This is a genomic window from Abyssibacter profundi (genome assembly GCF_003151135.1).
GTDB lineage: Bacteria > Pseudomonadota > Gammaproteobacteria > Nevskiales > OUC007 > Abyssibacter > Abyssibacter profundi.
This window is the reverse complement of sequence record NZ_QEQK01000011.1, coordinates 132,124-149,812: the sequence shown is the minus strand read 5'-3', so window position 1 is coordinate 149,812 and position 17,689 is coordinate 132,124. Positions and strand designations below refer to the sequence as shown.

Annotated in this window: 18 protein-coding genes and 1 riboswitch; of the genes, 2 read left to right on the top strand and 16 right to left on the bottom strand. The window is 64.2% G+C overall.

Features of this window, described 5'->3' with window-relative positions:
• Positions 1–5: 5 nt before the first annotated feature.
• The 5 genes from DEH80_RS13100 to DEH80_RS13080 all read right to left on the bottom strand — a co-directional run bounded on the left by DEH80_RS13100 (position 6) and on the right by DEH80_RS13080 (position 4,354).
• Positions 6–500: a dihydrofolate reductase gene (locus tag DEH80_RS13100; RefSeq protein WP_109720949.1), complete on the bottom strand. Its 495-nt coding sequence runs from the start codon at positions 498–500 to the stop codon at positions 6–8.
• Entirely contained in the window at positions 497–1,330 is an 834-nt protein-coding gene (locus DEH80_RS13095; protein ID WP_109720948.1) for a thymidylate synthase, read from the bottom strand. The genes DEH80_RS13100 and DEH80_RS13095 overlap by 4 nt, the downstream gene beginning before the upstream one ends.
• Positions 1,327–2,145, bottom strand: a complete 819-nt coding sequence (gene lgt / locus DEH80_RS13090) for a prolipoprotein diacylglyceryl transferase (RefSeq protein ID WP_109720947.1) — start codon at positions 2,143–2,145, stop codon at positions 1,327–1,329. Before lgt ends, DEH80_RS13095 begins: the two co-directional genes overlap by 4 nt.
• Before the next feature lie 81 nt (positions 2,146–2,226).
• Positions 2,227–2,898, bottom strand: coding sequence for a hypothetical protein (locus DEH80_RS13085; RefSeq protein WP_109720946.1), 672 nt, complete (start codon positions 2,896–2,898; stop codon positions 2,227–2,229).
• 271 nt (positions 2,899–3,169) lie between these two features.
• Positions 3,170–4,354, bottom strand: coding sequence for a class I SAM-dependent rRNA methyltransferase (locus DEH80_RS13080; RefSeq protein WP_109720945.1), 1,185 nt, complete (start codon positions 4,352–4,354; stop codon positions 3,170–3,172).
• A gap of 133 nt (positions 4,355–4,487) precedes the next feature.
• Between DEH80_RS13080 and DEH80_RS13075 the strand changes: the two genes are divergently transcribed.
• Positions 4,488–4,955: a GDP-mannose mannosyl hydrolase gene (locus DEH80_RS13075; RefSeq protein WP_279323124.1), complete on the top strand. Its 468-nt coding sequence runs from the start codon at positions 4,488–4,490 to the stop codon at positions 4,953–4,955.
• Here the strand turns inward: DEH80_RS13075 and DEH80_RS13070 are convergent.
• Both DEH80_RS13070 and DEH80_RS13065 read right to left on the bottom strand, forming a co-directional pair.
• The gene (locus tag DEH80_RS13070; protein WP_109720944.1) at positions 4,945–5,706 is read right to left on the bottom strand and encodes an ABC transporter permease; all 762 of its coding nucleotides are present in this window, start codon (positions 5,704–5,706) and stop codon (positions 4,945–4,947) included. The genes DEH80_RS13075 and DEH80_RS13070 overlap by 11 nt on opposite strands.
• On the bottom strand, positions 5,703–6,623 hold the full coding sequence (locus DEH80_RS13065) for an ABC transporter ATP-binding protein (protein ID WP_243412812.1): 921 nt from the start codon (positions 6,621–6,623) through the stop codon (positions 5,703–5,705). Before DEH80_RS13065 ends, DEH80_RS13070 begins: the two co-directional genes overlap by 4 nt.
• Before the next feature lie 135 nt (positions 6,624–6,758).
• Between DEH80_RS13065 and DEH80_RS13060 the strand changes: the two genes are divergently transcribed.
• On the top strand, positions 6,759–7,454 hold the full coding sequence (locus DEH80_RS13060; protein ID WP_109720970.1) for a peptidoglycan DD-metalloendopeptidase family protein: 696 nt from the start codon (positions 6,759–6,761) through the stop codon (positions 7,452–7,454).
• On the opposite strand, the gene DEH80_RS13055 is transcribed toward DEH80_RS13060, so the two are convergent.
• The 9 genes from DEH80_RS13055 to DEH80_RS13015 all read right to left on the bottom strand — a co-directional run bounded on the left by DEH80_RS13055 (position 7,451) and on the right by DEH80_RS13015 (position 17,648).
• Positions 7,451–8,383, bottom strand: coding sequence for a carbohydrate kinase family protein (locus tag DEH80_RS13055; RefSeq protein ID WP_109720942.1), 933 nt, complete (start codon positions 8,381–8,383; stop codon positions 7,451–7,453). The genes DEH80_RS13060 and DEH80_RS13055 overlap by 4 nt on opposite strands.
• Positions 8,384–8,492: 109 nt before the next feature.
• Positions 8,493–9,956 (bottom strand): aminomethyl-transferring glycine dehydrogenase subunit GcvPB, encoded by a 1,464-nt coding sequence (gene gcvPB, locus DEH80_RS13050; protein WP_109720941.1) that lies wholly within the window; start codon positions 9,954–9,956, stop codon positions 8,493–8,495.
• A gap of 10 nt (positions 9,957–9,966) precedes the next feature.
• Positions 9,967–11,340: an aminomethyl-transferring glycine dehydrogenase subunit GcvPA gene (gene gcvPA / locus DEH80_RS13045; protein WP_109720940.1), complete on the bottom strand. Its 1,374-nt coding sequence runs from the start codon at positions 11,338–11,340 to the stop codon at positions 9,967–9,969.
• A gap of 112 nt (positions 11,341–11,452) precedes the next feature.
• Positions 11,453–11,842, bottom strand: a complete 390-nt coding sequence (gene gcvH / locus DEH80_RS13040; RefSeq protein ID WP_109720939.1) for a glycine cleavage system protein GcvH — start codon at positions 11,840–11,842, stop codon at positions 11,453–11,455.
• Positions 11,843–11,905: 63 nt separating this feature from the next.
• Positions 11,906–13,000, bottom strand: a complete 1,095-nt coding sequence (gene gcvT / locus DEH80_RS13035; protein ID WP_109720969.1) for a glycine cleavage system aminomethyltransferase GcvT — start codon at positions 12,998–13,000, stop codon at positions 11,906–11,908.
• A gap of 48 nt (positions 13,001–13,048) precedes the next feature.
• Positions 13,049–13,147: riboswitch (glycine riboswitch) on the bottom strand.
• Positions 13,148–13,322: 175 nt separating this feature from the next.
• Positions 13,323–14,474, bottom strand: coding sequence for an FAD-dependent monooxygenase (locus DEH80_RS13030; protein ID WP_109720938.1), 1,152 nt, complete (start codon positions 14,472–14,474; stop codon positions 13,323–13,325).
• The gene (gene ubiH, locus DEH80_RS13025; RefSeq protein WP_207774596.1) at positions 14,471–15,718 is read right to left on the bottom strand and encodes a 2-octaprenyl-6-methoxyphenyl hydroxylase; all 1,248 of its coding nucleotides are present in this window, start codon (positions 15,716–15,718) and stop codon (positions 14,471–14,473) included. Before ubiH ends, DEH80_RS13030 begins: the two co-directional genes overlap by 4 nt.
• 13 nt (positions 15,719–15,731) lie before the next feature.
• Positions 15,732–17,090: an aminopeptidase P N-terminal domain-containing protein gene (locus DEH80_RS13020; RefSeq protein ID WP_109720937.1), complete on the bottom strand. Its 1,359-nt coding sequence runs from the start codon at positions 17,088–17,090 to the stop codon at positions 15,732–15,734.
• A 9-nt stretch (positions 17,091–17,099) separates the two neighbouring features.
• On the bottom strand, positions 17,100–17,648 hold the full coding sequence (locus DEH80_RS13015; protein WP_109720936.1) for a UPF0149 family protein: 549 nt from the start codon (positions 17,646–17,648) through the stop codon (positions 17,100–17,102).
• Positions 17,649–17,689: the final 41 nt, after the last annotated feature.

Sequence of the window (17,689 nt, the reverse complement as noted above, 5' to 3'; positions counted from 1 at the left end):
GCGCGCTAGGCTGACGACAGGCGCTCCCATCGTTCGAAACTGTAGTCGTAGGCATGGCGGGGGTCTGCGGCATGTCGCTCCGACGACCGACACACCCAGCCTGGCGCGGCAAAGGCCGGGAAATAGGTGTCCCCGTCCAGTCGGGTGTGGACCCGTGTCAGCTCAATGGCGTCGATACGCGACCACAGCAGGCGATAAATTTCACCGCCGCCAATCACCATGACCTCCGCAGCCGGACCTACCACCGCTTCGGCCTGCTCCAGCGTCTGCACGGTCGTCACGCCCTCAGCCCGCCAGTCGGCCTGACGCGTCAGCACCAGATTGAGCCGCCCTGGCAAGGGGCGACCAATCGATTCGTAGGTCTTGCGCCCCATCAATACGGGATGGCCCAGGGTCACGGCCTTGAAATGCTTGAGATCATTCGGCAAACGCCAGGGCAGATCACCGTCCACACCGATGACGTTGGCCTCATCGGCCGCGACCACGGCGATCAGCCTCACACCGACACCTGGGCCTTGATGTGCGGATGCGAGGTATAGCCCTCCAATCGGAAGTGCTCGAATCGGAAGGCTTCAATGTCCGTGACACTGGCATCCAAATGCATGGTCGGCAGCGGATACGGCTGGCGGGTGAGCTGCAGGGCCGCCTGTTCCAAGTGATTGGAATACAGGTGCGCATCGCCCAGCGTATGCACGAAGTCGCCGGGCTGATACCCGCAGACCTGCGCCAGCATCATCGTTAGCAATGCGTAGGACGCGATATTGAACGGCACACCGAGAAAGATGTCCGCACTGCGCTGGTACAGCTGGCAGGAGAGCTTGCCGTCGGCGACATAAAACTGGAACAGGCAATGACAGGGCGGCAGGGCCTGCAGGCCGGCCTCGGCATTCTCCACCGGCGACTTGCTCGGATCGGGCAGCACCGTGGGGTTCCATGCCGACAACACGTGGCGCCGGGAATCCGGATTCGTCTTCAGGTTGTGGACCAGTTCGGCCAGCTGATCCACCACCACGCCATTCGGTCCTTCCCAGGCACGCCATTGCTTACCGTAAACCGGCCCGAGATCCCCGTCTTCGGTCGCCCACTCGTCCCAGATCGACACCCCATTGGCCTTGAGATAAGCGGTGTTGGTGTCGCCGGCAATAAACCACAGCAGCTCGTGAATAATCGAGCGCAAATGCAGTTTCTTGGTCGTGACCATCGGGAACCCGTCGGCCAGATCAAAGCGCATCTGGTAGCCAAACACCGACCGCGTGCCAGTTCCCGTCCGGTCACTTTTGTCGGTGCCGTGGTCCAGCACGTGTTGCATCAGGTCGAGATACTGCTTCATGAGCGGGCGGCATCCAACGGGCGGTCGTAAATCCTGCGCGTGTAGGCGATTGCGAGCAACACCGCGCCGGCAATCAGCATGGGCAGCGACAAGGCCTGCCCCATGGTGACCCAGCCCCAGGCCAGGTAGCCAATGTGGGCGTCGGGCTCGCGGACGAACTCGATGAGTGAACGAAAGACGGCATACAACACCAGGAACAGTCCTGAGGCTGCCATGCGCGGTCGAGGCCGTAGCGTGAAGACCCAAAGAATCGTCAGCAGCAACAGCCCTTCCAGGCCGGCCTCGTACAACTGCGAGGGGTGCCGCGGAAAATCGCCGGCCGCCGGATGATGGAACACCATGCCCCAGGGCAGGTCCGTGGGGCCGCCCCACAATTCGCCGTTGATGAAGTTGCCAATCCGCCCGCAAAAGATGCCTGCCGGCGCCAGCACCACCACCATGTCGCCGACTTCCCAGAACGATTTCTGCACTTTGCGCGCGTAGAAAATCAGGCAGACCATCACGCCTATCAGGCCACCGTGGAAGCTCATGCCACCCTGCCAGACCTTGTAGATCATCGACGGGTTCTCGAGAAACGCATCGAAGTTGTAGAACAACACGCTGCCGAGACGGCCGCCGATAATGATGCCCAGCACCACGTAGAACAACAGATCCGAGATCTGATCCTTGGTCCAGGGCCAGTCGGGCTTGGACGCCCGGTAGCGGCCCAACGCCCAGGCCAGGGTGAATCCGATCAGGTAGGACAGACCGTACCAATGCACCTTGATCGGGCCGAGCGAGATCGCCACCGGATCAAAATTGGGATGAACAAGCATGGGGGAGTTCCTTGGGTTAGACGGCTATTGTAGTGCCCCAGGTGACACGACCATGGCGGCCATCAAACCCGGCGATCATGTCTAGGACGATTCCAACAAAGCCATGACGTCCGGATTAAGCTCCAGCAGGCTGTCAGCCACCCAGCCAGGCTGACCGGAGTCGTCGGTGATGGGCACCCATCGCTTGCCATCGACCTCGGCCACCGGCGCATGCCGAAGATTGACCCAGGCACCGGATTCAATCGAGGAAATGACGGTCCCCCCGGGGGCATCGCGGACCAGGGTGGCTGTGACATAGGGCGATGTTCTGACGGGCAGGCCATCGATCAGGAGCCGGACGCGCTGTTGCGCGTCATTCAGGGCTGTGCGCAAGCCCGTGAGTTGCTCCCGCAGGCCCTCAAGCTCTGCCTGCAACACGTCATTGGCATCGGCCAGGTCGTGACGGTGGGCCTGGTGATGCTGGATCTCGGCCTCGAGCCGCGCCAGTCGCGCGCTCTGCTCTGCCAGCACGGCCTGCTGACCGGCATCCTGCCGGAACATGCCGAACAGCACGGGCAAGGCGACCAGCCCTGCCACCATCAGACAGACCACGGCGGCCTGACCCAGGCGCATGGCCGCATCCACATGCTGGCGGCGCGCCATTTCCCAGAACTCGCTGCCGGCCTGCCGCGCCCGCGCGCGGGCCTGCCACACCAGCAGCATGGACAGGAGAATCAGGCCGAAGATGACGGCTAGTCCAATATGTTCAAACACCCGAGCGACTCCTTGCTCACCCTATGCTGCATTGGCGACCCCGCAGCGACCGTCTCCACGACAACCGAGGCGATGTCGGCCCGGGTCCCCGCAGGCACCACGACCGAACCGCCGTTTGACTCGACCAGCGAGTGCGAGAAACCTGGCGCCTCGCGCCTTGCCTGGCCTGTGTTGCAGGCAGCCACTTGGCGGCGCGAATAGATTGGTGTTCCCTTAGCTGGCTGCGTGAATTCTACCGGGTCGTGGGATCGGATGCCCTTTTGGCCGGCGGCTAGGCATCCACCGAACAGAGGAAGGCCTTGAGGTATTCGGTCTCCGGAATGGCGGCATGCACGGGGTGATCAAGGGCGGCGCCGCGCTGCGCCAGCACCATCATCCGCCGTCCCGATTCAGCGGCCGCCTTGCGCAGGGCTCCGCGCATGGCGTCTGCGGTGAGGTGGTGCGAACACGAGGCCGCCAGCAACAATCCGTTGGGGGCCAGCAACTCCATCGCCAGCCGATTGAGCTGCTGGTAGTGCCGGGTGCCAGCCGCAACGTCCTTCTTGCGCTTGATCAATGCTGGCGGGTCCACCACCACCAGATCGAAACGGGCCTTGTCGGCAGCCAGGGCTTCCAGCGACTGGCGGGCATCGCCTGCGCGGACGTCGATGGTCACATTATTCCGGCTGGCGTTGGCCTGGGCCTGCTCCAAGGCGGTATCCGATGCATCCAGACAGGTGACGCTGCGTGCACCACAGGCCGCGGCCGTCACCCCGAAGCCGCCGATGTAGCTGAAGACGTCCAGTACACGCTGGCCAGCGGCCAGCTGCCCGACCAGGGCCCGGTTATCGCGCTGATCGAAGTACCAGCCTGTTTTCTGGCCGGTCTTAAGCGGGGCGACAAAGCGGCGCCCGGCCTCGACGATCTCAATCGCATCCGGGACGTCGCCGCGGACCTCGACCTCTGGCTCCAGACCCTCCAGGCTGCGCACCGGTGCGTCACAGCGCCAGTAAATACCGCGTGGTGACAAGGCCGTTTGCAGCGCGGTCTCAACCACCGGCCGCAGGGCATCCATACCCGCGGTGGTACTTTGTGCCACCAGGACATCGCCATAGCGGTCCACGACCAGGCCGGGTACGCCGTCCGATTCGCCGAAGAGCAGACGGTAAAAGCCGCCCGGATACACCCGCTCACGAAGCTGCAGCGCCTGTCGAATGCGCTCAGCGAACCAGGCCGCATCGATACTGGCGTGGGCATTGCGCGTCAGCATCCGCGCGCAGATCAGCGACGCCGGGTTCACATACACCTGCCCCAGTGTCTTACCGCGCGCGTCCTCAAGCCGGGCCAGCGCACCTGGCGCAAACGTCGTCAGCGGGGTGCGTTGGATATCGACCTCGTTGGCGAACACCCAAAGATGGCCGATCCGTAGGCGACGGTCGGCATGGGGTTTGAGGCGAAGACTGGGCAAGCTGGGCATGGTGGGGTTTCCGGGCTGGCGATCGGCGGGCCTGGATCATACCGGGATCGGCCGCGCCGTCGGCCAGCCGCATCGACCGGGCAGCGCCACGCTGGCTATGCTGCGCATCCCCTCTCACCCAGGATCCGGCCCGGTGCTTGATCGCAATACGTTTCTCCATGTCGTGCAGCACGCGCCGCTGATCTCGATGGACTTGCTGGTTCCATATCAGGGCCAGTTGCTCATGGGGCGCCGGATCAACGAGCCGGCCCGCGGCAGTTGGTTTGTTCCCGGTGGCCGGATTCGCAAGAACGAAACGCTGGAGCAGGCTTTCGCACGGCTGTGCCAGGCGGAGCTGGGGCTGACGCTTGCCCTGGATCAGGCACGGCTCGTCGGCGCCTTTACGCATCACTACGACAGCAACTTTGCCGAGGCGCCGGGCGTCAGCACGCATTATGTGGTGCTCGGATACCAGCTGCCCGCCGGCTGCCTAGACCCGGCGTTGACCTCCCTGCCCGTCGAGCAGCACGCGGCCTATGCCTGGGTGGGGCCACAGGAGAAGGCGAAGCCCGTCCACCCAAACTCTGCGGCCTATTTTGCGGCGTTGCAGCTTAGTCCTTAAGCCGATACCCGGTTCGAAAGATCCAGAACACCCCGGCCAGGCAAAGGGCGAGAAACCCGAGGATGGCGAGGATGCTCACGCCGACCGCCACATCGGCCACGCCGTAGAAGCTCCAGCGAAACACGCTGATCAGGTACACCACCGGGTTGAACAGCGTGATGGTCTGCCACAACGGCGGCAGCATGCTGATGGAGTAGAAACTGCCGCCCAGAAAGGTCAGCGGCGTGACGATCATCATCGGCACGATCTGTAGCTTCTCAAAGCCATCGGCCCAGATCCCGATAATGAAACCGAACAGGCTGAAGGTGACGGCGGTGGTCACCAGAAACGTCAGCATCCAGAACGGATGGGCGATGTCGTAGTCGACGAACAGCTTGGCCGTCAACAGAATCAGCACACCGAGGATGACCGATTTGGATGCCGCTGCACCGACATACCCCATGACGATTTCGAACGGCGAAACCGGCGCCGACAGCACCTCGTAAATCGTGCCCGAGAATCGGGGAAAGTAGATACCGAACGAGGCATTGGAGATGCTCTCGTTGAGTAGCGACAACATGATCAGGCCCGGGATGATGAATGCGCCGTAGCTGATGCCGTCGATTTCGACCATGCGCGAGCCAATCGCCGACCCAAACACGACGAAATAAAGCGACGTGGAGATCACCGGCGAGGCGATGGATTGCATCAGCGTGCGGCGGGTTCGAGCCATCTCGAACCCGTAGATGGCGCGTATGGCGTGCCAGTTCATGCGGCATCCTCTTGGACGAGACTGACAAAAATGTCTTCCAGCGATGACTGGCGCGACTGCAGGTCGGAGAATTCAATGCCCGCTTCGCTCAGCTCACGCAACAGCGCGGCCACACTGCCCTGCTCGCTATGCGAATCGTAGGTGTAGACCAGGGTATGACCATCAGCCTCCAACGTCAGACCCGGCCGCTGCAGCGATGCGGGCAATGCCGTCAGCGCCTCGGGCAGCTGCAATCGCAGTTCCTTCTGCCCCAGCTTGTCCATGAGCGTGGTCTTGTCCTCCACCAGAATCAGCTCGCCACGACGAATGACGCCAATCCGATCGGCCATGGCTTCGGCCTCCTCAATGTAGTGCGTGGTCAGAATGATCGTGACCCCGGCAGCCCGCAGGCCGCTGACCATGTCCCACATGTCGCGGCGCAACTCGACATCCACGCCGGCCGTGGGTTCGTCAAGAAACAGGATCTGCGGTTCATGCGACAAGGCCTTGGCAATCATGACCCGGCGCTTCATGCCGCCGGACAGCTCCATGAGCCGGTTGTTGCGCTTGTCCCACAGTGAGAGGTCGCGGAGCACCTTTTCGATGTGTGCATCGTCACGCGGCTTGCCGAACAGGCCGCGGCTGAAGCTGACGGTGTTCCACACCGACTCGAAGGCATCCGTGGTCAGTTCCTGAGGAACCAGACCGATCTGGGCCCGCGCCGCCCTGTAGTCTCGAACAATGTCGTGACCATCGGCCGTCACGGTCCCGGCGGTTGGCGTGACGATGCCGCAGATGATGCTGATCAGGGTGGTCTTGCCGGCCCCGTTCGGTCCCAGCAAAGCAAAAATCTCGCCCCGGTGAATGCGCAGGTCGATCTCACGCAGTGCCTGAAACCCGCCTTGGTAGGTCTTGCTCAATCCGTTGACTTCGATCATTCCAGACACGCTTTACCCTTGTAAGCTCATCCAAGCTGGCCAGTCTGCCAGTCTTGCATCACGCGGGGGTGACAACACCCCTGCACCCGCATTGCCAATCTTGCACCGCACCGATAGATGACCGCCCAGATGCCCATGTCCCTACAGCCTGCCCACTGGCACCCCGTGCTGCCGCCAAGTGTCCTGGCGCAGCCAGGTCTACAACTGGACCTGTCCGGCACCAACCCCGCACTGGCGTCCGTCGCCGTGGACGACGCAGAAGCCTTCGGCCAATGGATTGGGCAGCGAATCGCCGCCGCAGACTGTCAATGGGCCATCGGCGGTTACGGTGAGCACCGGGGGCTATACAGCATGAGCCCCTTATTCGGCGATGAGGGCCCGGCGCGCTCGGTCCACCTAGGCGTCGACTGCTGGCTACCCGCCGGGACCGAGGTCTACGCGACACGGGACGGCCGGGTGCACAGTACCGCCAACAACGCCCGCTTTGGCGATTACGGCCCCACCATCATTTTGGCCCACGAAACGGCATCCGGACCGCTGCACTCACTCTACGGCCATCTGGCTCCCGAATCGCTGACACTGACCCGTCCAGGCCAGACCGTCAGTGCTGGCCAACACATCGGCTGGCTGGGCGAGCCGCGCGTCAACGTCGGCTGGCCGCCCCATCTGCACTTTCAGCTCATTCGCGACATGGGCCAGTATCACGGGGACTTTCCAGGCGTTTGCGCGGCTCAGGATCGTGAGCAGTGGTTGTCCCGCTGCCCCGATCCCATGCCGCTGTTTCATGCCTGGTGCGCCAAGCTCTGCGCACCGGACTTAAGGAAGCCCTAGCCAGGAAACGGCTGTCCGAAGTTCTGCTGGTAACGCTGCGCGAAGTCCGCGGCATCGATGCGGTAGTTCTGCGGCCCGTTCTGGGCAATCTTGATCGCGCCCATCAGGGAAGCGATCCGCCCTGTGGTCGACCAGTCGTAGCCCTTTTGCAAGCCGTAAAGCAGACCGCCGCGATAGGCATCACCACAACCGGTGGGATCAACCACGGCATCTGCCTGGGCGCAGGGAATGTGAAGCATGTCGCCGCCGGTGTAGATCTCGGAGCCCTTGGCCCCACGGGTCACGATGAGCGCCTCGACATGCTCGGCGATCTCGGCCGGCTGCCAGCCGGTGCGCTCGCTCATCACGGCCTGCTCGTAGTCATTCACCGCCACATAGGTTGCCTGTTCGATGAAACGCTTGAGGTCGTCTCCGTCGAACATGGGCAAACCCTGGCCCGGATCAAAAATGAACGGCACCTTGGCTTCAGCAAACTGCGTGGCGTGTTGAATCATGCCGTCACGACCATCGGGCGCGACGATGCCCAGCGTGGCTTCAGCCGGGATGCTCTGCTCATGAGCGAAGTTCATCGCACCCGGATGAAAGGCCGTGATCTGATTGTCGTCCAGGTCGGTGGTGATGAACGCCTGGGCGGTGAACGCGTCGGCAACCGTCTTCACATAGGTCTGGTCGATGCCTAGACCGGTCAGCCGCTCGGTGTAGGGGCCGAAATCCATGCCGACGGTGCCCATGGGCTTGCCGCTGCCGCCCAGCTGCTGCAGGGCATAGGCAATGTTCGCGGCACAGCCACCGAACTGCTTGCGCATCTCGGGCACCAGAAACGCCACGTTCAACGCGTGGACGCGCTCGGGAAGAATCTCCTCACTGAACCGGCCGGGAAACACCATGATGTTGTCGTAGGCCAGCGAGCCGCAGATGATGGCGGTCATGTCATTCACTCCTTGAATCTGAGTCGGTTCTTGGAAGCGCCACGATCCGGTCTGCATCGCAGGCACTGGCCGACGCCGCAATCGCGCGGCGCCGGCACATCGGAAAGGGTTAGGCCGCGTCGGGCTGGTAGCGCACGTCCAGCTGGCGAGCGGCGCGCACGTCATCCAGTCGGCGCACCGGCATGGTGTAGGGCGCACCCCGCAGCTGCTCGATGTCGTCCTCGGCCTCGCGTGCAATGGCGATCATTGCCTCGACGAAACCGTCCAGCGCCTCGCGGCTCTCCGTTTCGGTCGGCTCGATCAGCAGGCACTCGGGCACCAGCAACGGGAAGTAAACCGTCGGCGCATGGAAACCATGATCCAGCAGCCGTTTGGCCACGTCGGTCGCCGTGACACCCACCGCCTTGTTCTGACGCTTGAGCGTGATGATGAACTCGTGGCTGGCCCGTCGATCCGGAAACGCCAGGTCGAAACCGGCATCGCGCAGGCGCGCCATGAGGTAGTTTGCATTCAGTGCTGCAAACTCGGCGACGCGATGCATGCCATCGCGGCCCAGCATCCGGGCATAGACGTAGGCGCGTAGCAGCACACCCGCATTGCCCATGAACGCGGACAGGCGGCCGATGGACTGTGGCATGTCGTCTTCGTCCAGCCAGCGATAGGCTCCATCGCTACCCTGCCCCACAACCGGAATCGGCATGAACGGAAGCAGGCGCTCGGAGACGCCCACCGCACCCGAACCCGGCCCGCCGCCGCCATGCGGGGTGGAGAAGGTCTTGTGCAGGTTCATGTGGATCACATCAAAGCCCATGTCGCCGGGACGGACTTTGCCGAGAATCGCATTGAGGTTGGCACCGTCGTAGTACAGCAGGCCACCCGCCTCGTGAACGAGCTTGGAGATCTCGGAAATCTTGCGCTCGAACACGCCTAGCGTGGACGGGTTCGTCAGCATAATGCCCGCGGTCTTCGGTCCCAGCGCCAGTTTCAATGCCTCGATGTCGACATCGCCCTGGTCATCGGTCGGGATTTCGCGGGGCACGTAGCCGCACATGCTGGCCGTGGCCGGATTGGTGCCGTGGGCGGCGTCCGGCACCAGAATTTCGGTCCGCTCGGTGTCACCGCGGGCATCGTGGTACGCACGGATCATGGCCACACCGGCAAATTCACCCTGGGCACCCGCCATGGGCGTCAGAGACACGCCGCGCATGCCGGTCACGTCCTTGAGGATCTCCTGCAGGTCGAACATGCAGGCCAGAAAACCCTGGCTGGCCGACACGGGCGCCAGCGGATGCCGGGACAGGAACTCCGGCAGCATGGCCAGACGATTACAGGCCCGCGGGTTGTACTTCATCGTGCACGAACCCAGCGGGTAGAAATGCGTATCGATGGAGAAATTCCGCTGCGACAGCCGGGTGAAATGGCGAACCGCCTGCAACTCGGAGACCTCGGGCAGCCCCAGGTCGGACTGGCGCGCGAGTTCCGGTGGCAGGTCGACGTCGAAACCATCGGACGGGAACTGGGCCCAGGCCGCACGCCCAGAACGAGAATGTTCGAAAATCAGGGATTCAGTCATCGGGCGATCCTCAAGCGGCTGTGGCCGAACGCATGAGCGTGGCCAGGCGCTGTGCAAAATGGTCGATATCAGCGGCGGTCTTGGTTTCGGTCGCGCAGACCAGCAGGCAGTGCTCCAGCTCCGGATACACCCGCTCCAGCGCGTAACCACCGATGATGCCGTCGGCGCCCAGCGCGTCGATCAGCGGACGCACGGGCTGATCGAAACGCAGCACGGCTTCGTGAAAACCCGCCCCCGTAAAGACCTGCTCGATTCCCGGCAGGGCGGTGAGCGCCGCGACCAGCTTGCGCGTATTGGCCATCGAGGCCCGCGCAACCTGCTGCAACCCCTGCGGCCCCAGAATCGACATGTGAATCGTCGCCGCAGTGACCAGCAAGCCCTGGTTGGTGCAGATATTCGATGTGGCCTTGCCACGACGGATGTGCTGCTCGCGTGCTTGTAGCGTGAGCGCAAAACCCGGCTTGCCATCCAGATCAACCGTGCGCCCCACGATGCGGCCCGGCAGCTGGCGGACCAGTGCCTGGGTGCAGGTCATGAACCCGAAGTATGGCCCGCCTGAAGACAACGGAGACCCCAGGGGCTGACCTTCACCGCAGCAGATGTCCACGCCGCGCTCACCCCATTCGCCGGGTGCACGCGTCAAAGCCAGCGCCACCGGATTGACCAGTGCCACCGCCAGGGCGCCATTGGCATGGGCCCAGTCGGTCATGGCGTCCACCGCCTCGAAACAGCCGAAGAAGTTCGGGTGGGGAATGACCACCGCGGTCACGTCGGTGCCGGCATGCTCGGCCAGTGCCGATTCCGGCGTGGTCCCCGCCTGGGCGTCGTAATCCAGCTCCACCAATTCCAGCCCTTGGGTGGAGCAGATGGTATCCACGACCTGACGATAAACCGGCGAGACACTACGCGGCATCAGAATCCGACGGCTCTTGGACTTGCGATTGGCCCGCACCGCCATCAGCAAGGCCTCGGCCAGCGCGGTGGCGCCGTCGTACAAGGAGGCGTTGGAAACATCCAGGCCGGTCAGGCCGCACATCATCGTCTGAAACTCGTAGATGACCTGCAGCGTGCCCTGACTGGCCTCCGCTTGGTACGGGGTGTAGGCCGAATAAAACTCGCCACGGGTCACGATTTCCCAGACCGCGGCGGGGACATGGTGTTCGTAGGCTCCCGCCCCGATGAAGTTCAACGGACGGCCGTCGGCATCAGCCCGCTCATGCATGAGCCGGGTGATCTCCATTTCGGTCATGCCCTCGGGCACGCGCTCGAGCCGGCCACAGCGCAGATCAGCGGGAATTTCGTCGAACAGCGCCTCGACACTGGGTGCGCCGATGGCGGCCAGCATTTGCTCGACGTCAGTTTCGGTATGCGGGATAAACGGCATGGTCAAATCCGGGGTCAATCAAGGCACCGGGTCCGAAGACCCGGTCGCAGAAAAAGGGCTGCAAGAGGGCAGCAACCGACAGGCCGGCGGCAAGCCGGCCACCGAACACCGATCAGGCGTCGGCGATGGCGTTGGCGTAGCCTTCGGCGTCCATCAGGTCATCCAGCGCGTTGGCGTCGGCCAGTCGCACCTGCATGATCCAGCCTTCGCCATAGGGTTCGCTGTTGATCAGCTCGGGCGCATCTGCCAGAGCCTCGTTCACCGCCACGACCTCACCGTCGATCGGGCTGTAGACATCGGAGGCAGCCTTGACCGACTCGACCACGGCGCAGGCATCGCCCACGGTTAAGGTGGCGCCCACCTCGGGCACCTCCACATAGACCAGATCACCCAGGGCTTCCTGGGCATGGTCGGAAATACCCACGGTAACCAGACCGGCACCTTCATCACGAACCCACTCGTGGGATTCGGCATATTTCAGATCTTGGGGGATATCGCTCATCAGACGCTCTCCGAAATCACGCTCACGCGAGGAATAAAAAACTGGGTGGCCGCTGCCGACCGATCAGGCTGGCTGGAGACCCGGCACGCGGATCTGGCCATTGCGGACAAAGGGGGGATTCACGACCCGTGCCGGCACGGGCTTGCCGCGCATTTCGACCTCGATGGCACCCGAGGTCCCGGCCGGCACCCGGGCCAGCCCGATGCTGCGCCCCATGGTGGGCGAGAAGCCTCCACTGGTGAGCTCACCGGGGCCTTGCGGGGTCTGCACGGTCATATGCGCACGCAAGACTCCGCGCCCCTCGAGCAGCACGCCAACAAATGCGGGCACATCGCCGGCAGCCTGCTGGGATTCCAGCGCTGCCCGGCCAATGAAATCACGCTGGGCATCGTCCAACGACACCGTCCAGGCCAGCCCGGACTCCAGCGGGGTCACCGTTTCGTCCATGTCCTGGCCGTACAGATTCATACCCGCTTCCAGGCGCAGCGTGTCGCGTGCACCCAAGCCGGCAGGACGCACGCCAGCCTCGATCAGGTTGTCCCACAGCGTCGTGATTGCCGACGGCGGCGCGATGATCTCGAAGCCGTCTTCGCCGGTGTAGCCGGTACGCCCCACAAACCAGTCGCCCACCGCCACCGCGTTGAACGGCTTGAGCTCGGCGGCCGCAGCTCCGGCCTCACCCAGCAGCGGTGCCGTCTTGGCCACGGCCTCAGGGCCCTGGACGGCGAGAATGCAGAGATCGCGACGGGGCTCGATCACAACCCCGTCAATGACCCGCGCCTGCATCCAGGCCAGGTCCTTTTCGGTCGTCCCGGCGTTGACCACCAAGCGATACCAGTCGTCACGCATGCGATAGCAAATCAGGTCATCCACCACCGTGCCCTGCTCCGTCAGCATGCAGCTGTATAGGGCCTTGCCTGGCGTCTTGAGCTTGGCCACGTCATTGGCCAGCAGCCGGCGCAGCCAGCTTGTTGCAGCCTCGCCACGGATATCCACGGCGGTCATATGCGACACATCGAACATGCCGGCGGCCTGGCGCACGGCATGATGCTCATCAAGCTGAGAGCCGTAGTGGATGGGCATATCCCAACCGGCAAAGTCGACGAACTTCGCGCCGGCGGCCTCATGCTGGGCAAACAAGGGGGTCTTCTGGGACATGCGGGCTCCGGTGTCTGGACAGGCTTCACCGCCGCACGTGGCGGCAATCTCAGCCCCTCTGTCCTGATACCTGAGAGATTGGAGGCATGATGCGCCTCCTGCCCCTTCGGTGGCTGGTCGATGCCAGCACTCTCCAGAGTCGACGGAATCCCTGCGGTCCTTTGGCCTGAGCGTTTCCGGGCGGGTTGCGTCGTCGGCGGTCACCAGAAGGTGACGCTCTCCCGCAGGGTCATCGTCGAACCGCGGAGTTTACCTGCGTGATCCCGGCAGGGCCAATCTGTGACCGATCAGCGACGTGATCGAGCCAGCCGGCACCGGCGGATTAGCCTGCGCCGAGGGCCGCCTCAGCGAACTGCCGCTTGACCGGCCCCAGCACGTCGACGGCATGCAAGCCGGCCCCGCGTAATGCCGCCAGTGCGGGGTTCGATGTCGAGAACAATCGATCCAATGCATCGATGCCCAGGCTCATGCGGGTGATCTCTGCGCGGCGCTGGCGTTCGTATCGGCGGCGTGCAACTGGCTTCAGGCCGGCCTCTTTGTCGCCCATGACCTTGACCAGGGCGCGCGCATCGTCGAATCCGAGATTGACACCCTGCCCCGCCAGTGGATGGACCACGTGGGCCGCGTCCCCCAACAACACGCAGCGCGCGGTCGTAAACCGGTCGGCGGTCTGCCGCCGCAGCGCAAACGCCAGTCGAGCCGTCGGTTGCGTGCATGCACCTAGCCGCCCCGCGGTGGCCTCGGTGAGTGCCGCGGCAAAGGCGGAATCGTCCAGCTGGAGCAGTGATGTGGCCTCGGCGGTTGTGGTCGACCAGACCACCGATACGCGGCCATCGAACAACGGCAATAAGGCGACCGGGCCATTGGGCAAGAAGCGTTGCCAGGCGGTCTGGTCATGGCCGCACTCCGCCTGCACATGGCAGACCACCGCGCGACCGCCATAGTCACGGCCCGTCGTGCGAATGCCCAGTGCAGACCGACCGGGCGAGCCCGCACCATCGGCCAGCAGTGCATAGCGAGCCTCGAAAACGGCGCCGTCTTCGCACTGCACACGCACGCCGGCGTCCTGCTCTTCCAGGCCAGCGAGCCGTGTTTCGTAACGGACATCGTCCAGCCCAGCCTGCGCGGCGGCCACGATGGCCTGGTTCTCGACGATGGCTCCCAGTCGCGGCAACCCCAGACTGGCCGCATCGAAAGCGATATCGGAACCCGACACCGCGTCCCAGACGCGCATGCCGCCGTAGTCCTGTGCCCGCGCCGCGATCTCCGGCCAAAGCCCCAACGTCTGCAGCCAGGTGATCGAGGCAGGCGACAACGCAAACACGCGTGCATCAACCGTGCTGTCTTCAGGCGCATGCACCGGCGCCCCTGCGTCCAGCACCTGCACCGTGTAGCCGAGTCGCCGCAGCGCCAGGGCCGCCGTCGCACCGACGGCCCCCGCCCCGACCACCAGCAGATCCGTTCGAGCGCTCATACGCCCTGCCCACGCTGCGGCTCGGGCGTCTGCACCGGCAGGCCACGCGCCAGACGAGGCGGACGCCCCGCAAATCCCGTGGATCGCACGGCCATACGTCGCTTGAGTCCGGGGAGTAAATCCGTGGCCAGCAAGCCCAGGTTCCGCCCGGTGCGCAAGCCCGGCGTGCGGTTGGAAAAGACTTGGATGAGCCCGTGCGTCATGCCGGCAGTGGCCTGACGATCCGCCTCGCGGCGCTGGGCATAAGCCGACAGTCGCTGGCCGCCGCCGATGTCCTGACCGCAGGCCAGGGCATCGGCCAGGGACTCCGCCAACGTCGCCGCATCACGCAGCCCCAGGTTGAATCCTTGACCCGCGACCGGGTGCAGATTGTTGGCCGCATTGCCGATGAGTACCGACCGGGGACCGACGATCTGCCGTGCCAGTACACGGTATAGCGGATAGGCCTGACGCCGCCCCAATGCGGTCAGCCGACCCAGCCGGCGACCGAAGCCGGCGTTCAGCCGCGCAAGAAAGGCGTTGTCATCCAGTTCGAGCAGAGCCTCGGCCGCCGCCGTGGGTTGGGTCCAGACCAGCACGCTGCGTTGCTGCGGCCCCGGCAAGAGCGCAATGGGGCCGGTGGCGGTGAAGCGTTCGAAGGCACGACCGTCCATGGGCCGCTGGCTGGCCACACTGCTGACGATGGCCTTGGCCTGGTAATCATCAATGGCCGCTTCAATGCCCAGGGCCTGACGCACCTGCGATCGTGCGCCGTCCGCGCCGACCAGCAGGCGCGCAGCCAATTGCCGCCCATCATCCAGTGTGACCCGGACCTGATCGGCATCGCCCGTATCCAGCGTCTGCACACGCGCCGGGCAGAGAAAGTCGATCTGCTCGGCCTGCTCAACACGCCGGAACAAGGCATGCCCCACCGTGCGGGTTGGCACCACCTGCCCCAGGGCGGGCAGGCCGTAGTCTTCGGCCTGCATCCGCGTCACGCCAAAACGGCCTTGGTCTGAGATATGGATTGAACGCATGGCCGCCGCTTCGGCAGCCATGTCCGGCCAGACGCCCAAGGTTTCGAAAATCGCCTGGGACGCCGCATTCAGCGCAATCGTGCGTTCATCGAAACTGGGCTGGGCATCGCTGCCGAGAGCCAGGGGCTCGACCATTGCCACACGCAGCGGCAGGTCGGCCAGCGCTACGGCGAGGCTGGCTCCGACCATGCCGCCACCGGCAATAATCACATCGTAGACGTCGCTCACAGCGCTGAGGGCTTCAGCCCGCCATCAGGGCTTCGACATCCTCGGCCCGCTTCGGCACGGCGTCGGTCAGGATGCGTGGCTCACCCTCGGTGACGACCACATCGTCCTCAATCCGCACGCCGATGTTCCAGAAGCGCTCATCGGCGCCGGAGGTACCGGCCGCCACATAAATGCCGGGCTCGACCGTCAACACCATGCCGGCCGCCAGCTGCCGGGACTGGCCGTCGTCGTAGTAAGCGCCCACGTCATGCACGTCCATGCCGATCCAATGGCCGGTGCCATGCATGAAGTAAGTCTTGTAGGCCTCATCCTCAATCAGGGCATCCACCGCGCCGGTCAGCAGGCCGAGATCGACCAAGCCCTGCGTGATGGTCCGGACCGAGGCCATGTGCACATCATCCTGATGCCGCTTACCGACGCGTACGGCGTCGATGGAGGCGAGCTGCGCGTCCAACACGATGTCGTAAATCGCCCGCTGTTCGCCGGTAAACCGTCCATTGACCGGAAAGGTGCGGGTGATGTCGGCACAGTAGCCGTCGTACTCGGCACCCGCGTCGATTAACAGCAGGTCACCATCGCCAAGTACCGCGTCGTTTTCGCGGTAATGCAGGATGCAGGCGTTGGCACCCCCGCCGACGATCGATTCGTAGGCCGGCTCCATTCGCGCCATCGCAAAGCTGTGGTGAATCTCGGCGGCGACCTGGTACTCGGTCATGCCCGGCTTGCAGACGCGCATGGCGCGGCAATGCGCCTCTGCCGAGACGCGCGATGCATGGGCCATCATCGCCAGTTCGCCCGTCGACTTGATCAGCCGCTGCTCATGCAGGGTCGCCTCCAAGCTGATGATCGACTCGGGGGCCGCCGGCCCGCGCCGGCTGGCCGCGCGCAAGCTGTTCACCCAGCCCAGGACCCGCTGATCCCAGGCGGTCGACAGCCCCAGTGTGTAGACGATGCGCGACCGCCCCCGCAGCAGCCGAGCGATCACCGTGTCCAATGCATCCAGGGGATGACCCTGGTCAGCCCCATGACGGGCCTTGACGCCCTCGGGCCCGGCGCGCAGGCCATCCCAGATTTCTCGCTCGCGATCGCGCGGGCGACAGAAGACATGGAATTCACCGTCGTCGTGACCCGGCGCCAGCACGGCCACCGCATCGGGCTCGTTGAACCCGGTCAGGTAGCGAAAGTCACTGTCCTGGCGGAAGGGGTAGTGCACGTCACGGTTACGCACCTGTTCGGAGGCCGACGGCACGATGATGACGGCGTCGGGACCGGCGGCATCCATTAATGCACGTCGCCGGGCGGTGAACTCGTCAGCGGAGATAGACGGCGCCTGCGTGGTCGCAGCGCCCTGGGGAGCATCGAATGCAGCCATGGGACGGTCCTAGTGGATGGATTCCTGTTCGCGCTCGGAATCCGATTGTTCGTGGAGTTCGAAGAACAGCATCTGAGCGCCGACCCGCACATACTCGATTAATTCGGCGTAGGCGGTCTCCTCGGACTCGCTCTCCTCAATGTTGCCTGCCTGGGCGATCTCGCTGAAATCCTTGACCACCTCTTTGGCGTCGTCAGACAAGGCCTCGATGGAGAACCCCGGTAGCGAGGCGGCACCGAACAGAAAGCCCTGACACCAAAGCGCAAGCGACTGGACGCGATCGGCCAGTGACGCCGAATCGTCCGGCAACATGGGCGCGAACCCCATGTCGGCATCGACAAAATCATGGGCGGTATCGCCACGCAACTGCTCCAGCACGCTGCGCGCCGCATCTGCACCCGCCCCCTGGCTCAGTTCAGCGGCGATGCCCAGGTCAACGGGCGGCTCGATACCGGCGGCAATCATCCCGGCCAGCGTGCCGTGATACTCGGCCCCCGGCTGGTGGATTCCCAAACCAGAGAGCGCCTGCTCCAGGCTGTCGTAATCGATGTCGGTCATGGCAAGGCTTCGAAAGATGACCCGTTATGATAACGCGGTCT

Excerpts from the sequence above, each read along its gene's own strand:
- DEH80_RS13095 (WP_109720948.1), bottom strand. The coding sequence starts at position 1,330 with ATGAAGCAGTATCTCGACCTGATGCAACACGTGCTGGACCACGGCACC.
- lgt (WP_109720947.1), bottom strand. The coding sequence starts at position 2,145 with ATGCTTGTTCATCCCAATTTTGATCCGGTGGCGATCTCGCTCGGCCCG.
- DEH80_RS13080 (WP_109720945.1), bottom strand. The coding sequence starts at position 4,354 with ATGCCCAGCTTGCCCAGTCTTCGCCTCAAACCCCATGCCGACCGTCGC.
- DEH80_RS13070 (WP_109720944.1), bottom strand. The coding sequence starts at position 5,706 with ATGAACTGGCACGCCATACGCGCCATCTACGGGTTCGAGATGGCTCGA.
- DEH80_RS13065 (WP_243412812.1), bottom strand. The coding sequence starts at position 6,623 with ATGATCGAAGTCAACGGATTGAGCAAGACCTACCAAGGCGGGTTTCAG.
- DEH80_RS13060 (WP_109720970.1), top strand. The coding sequence starts at position 6,759 with ATGTCCCTACAGCCTGCCCACTGGCACCCCGTGCTGCCGCCAAGTGTC.
- DEH80_RS13055 (WP_109720942.1), bottom strand. The coding sequence starts at position 8,383 with ATGACCGCCATCATCTGCGGCTCGCTGGCCTACGACAACATCATGGTG.
- gcvPB (WP_109720941.1), bottom strand. The coding sequence starts at position 9,956 with ATGACTGAATCCCTGATTTTCGAACATTCTCGTTCTGGGCGTGCGGCC.
- gcvPA (WP_109720940.1), bottom strand. The coding sequence starts at position 11,340 with ATGCCGTTTATCCCGCATACCGAAACTGACGTCGAGCAAATGCTGGCC.
- gcvH (WP_109720939.1), bottom strand. The coding sequence starts at position 11,842 with ATGAGCGATATCCCCCAAGATCTGAAATATGCCGAATCCCACGAGTGG.
- gcvT (WP_109720969.1), bottom strand. The coding sequence starts at position 13,000 with ATGTCCCAGAAGACCCCCTTGTTTGCCCAGCATGAGGCCGCCGGCGCG.
- DEH80_RS13030 (WP_109720938.1), bottom strand. The coding sequence starts at position 14,474 with ATGAGCGCTCGAACGGATCTGCTGGTGGTCGGGGCGGGGGCCGTCGGT.
- DEH80_RS13020 (WP_109720937.1), bottom strand. The coding sequence starts at position 17,090 with ATGGCTGCATTCGATGCTCCCCAGGGCGCTGCGACCACGCAGGCGCCG.
- DEH80_RS13015 (WP_109720936.1), bottom strand. The coding sequence starts at position 17,648 with ATGACCGACATCGATTACGACAGCCTGGAGCAGGCGCTCTCTGGTTTG.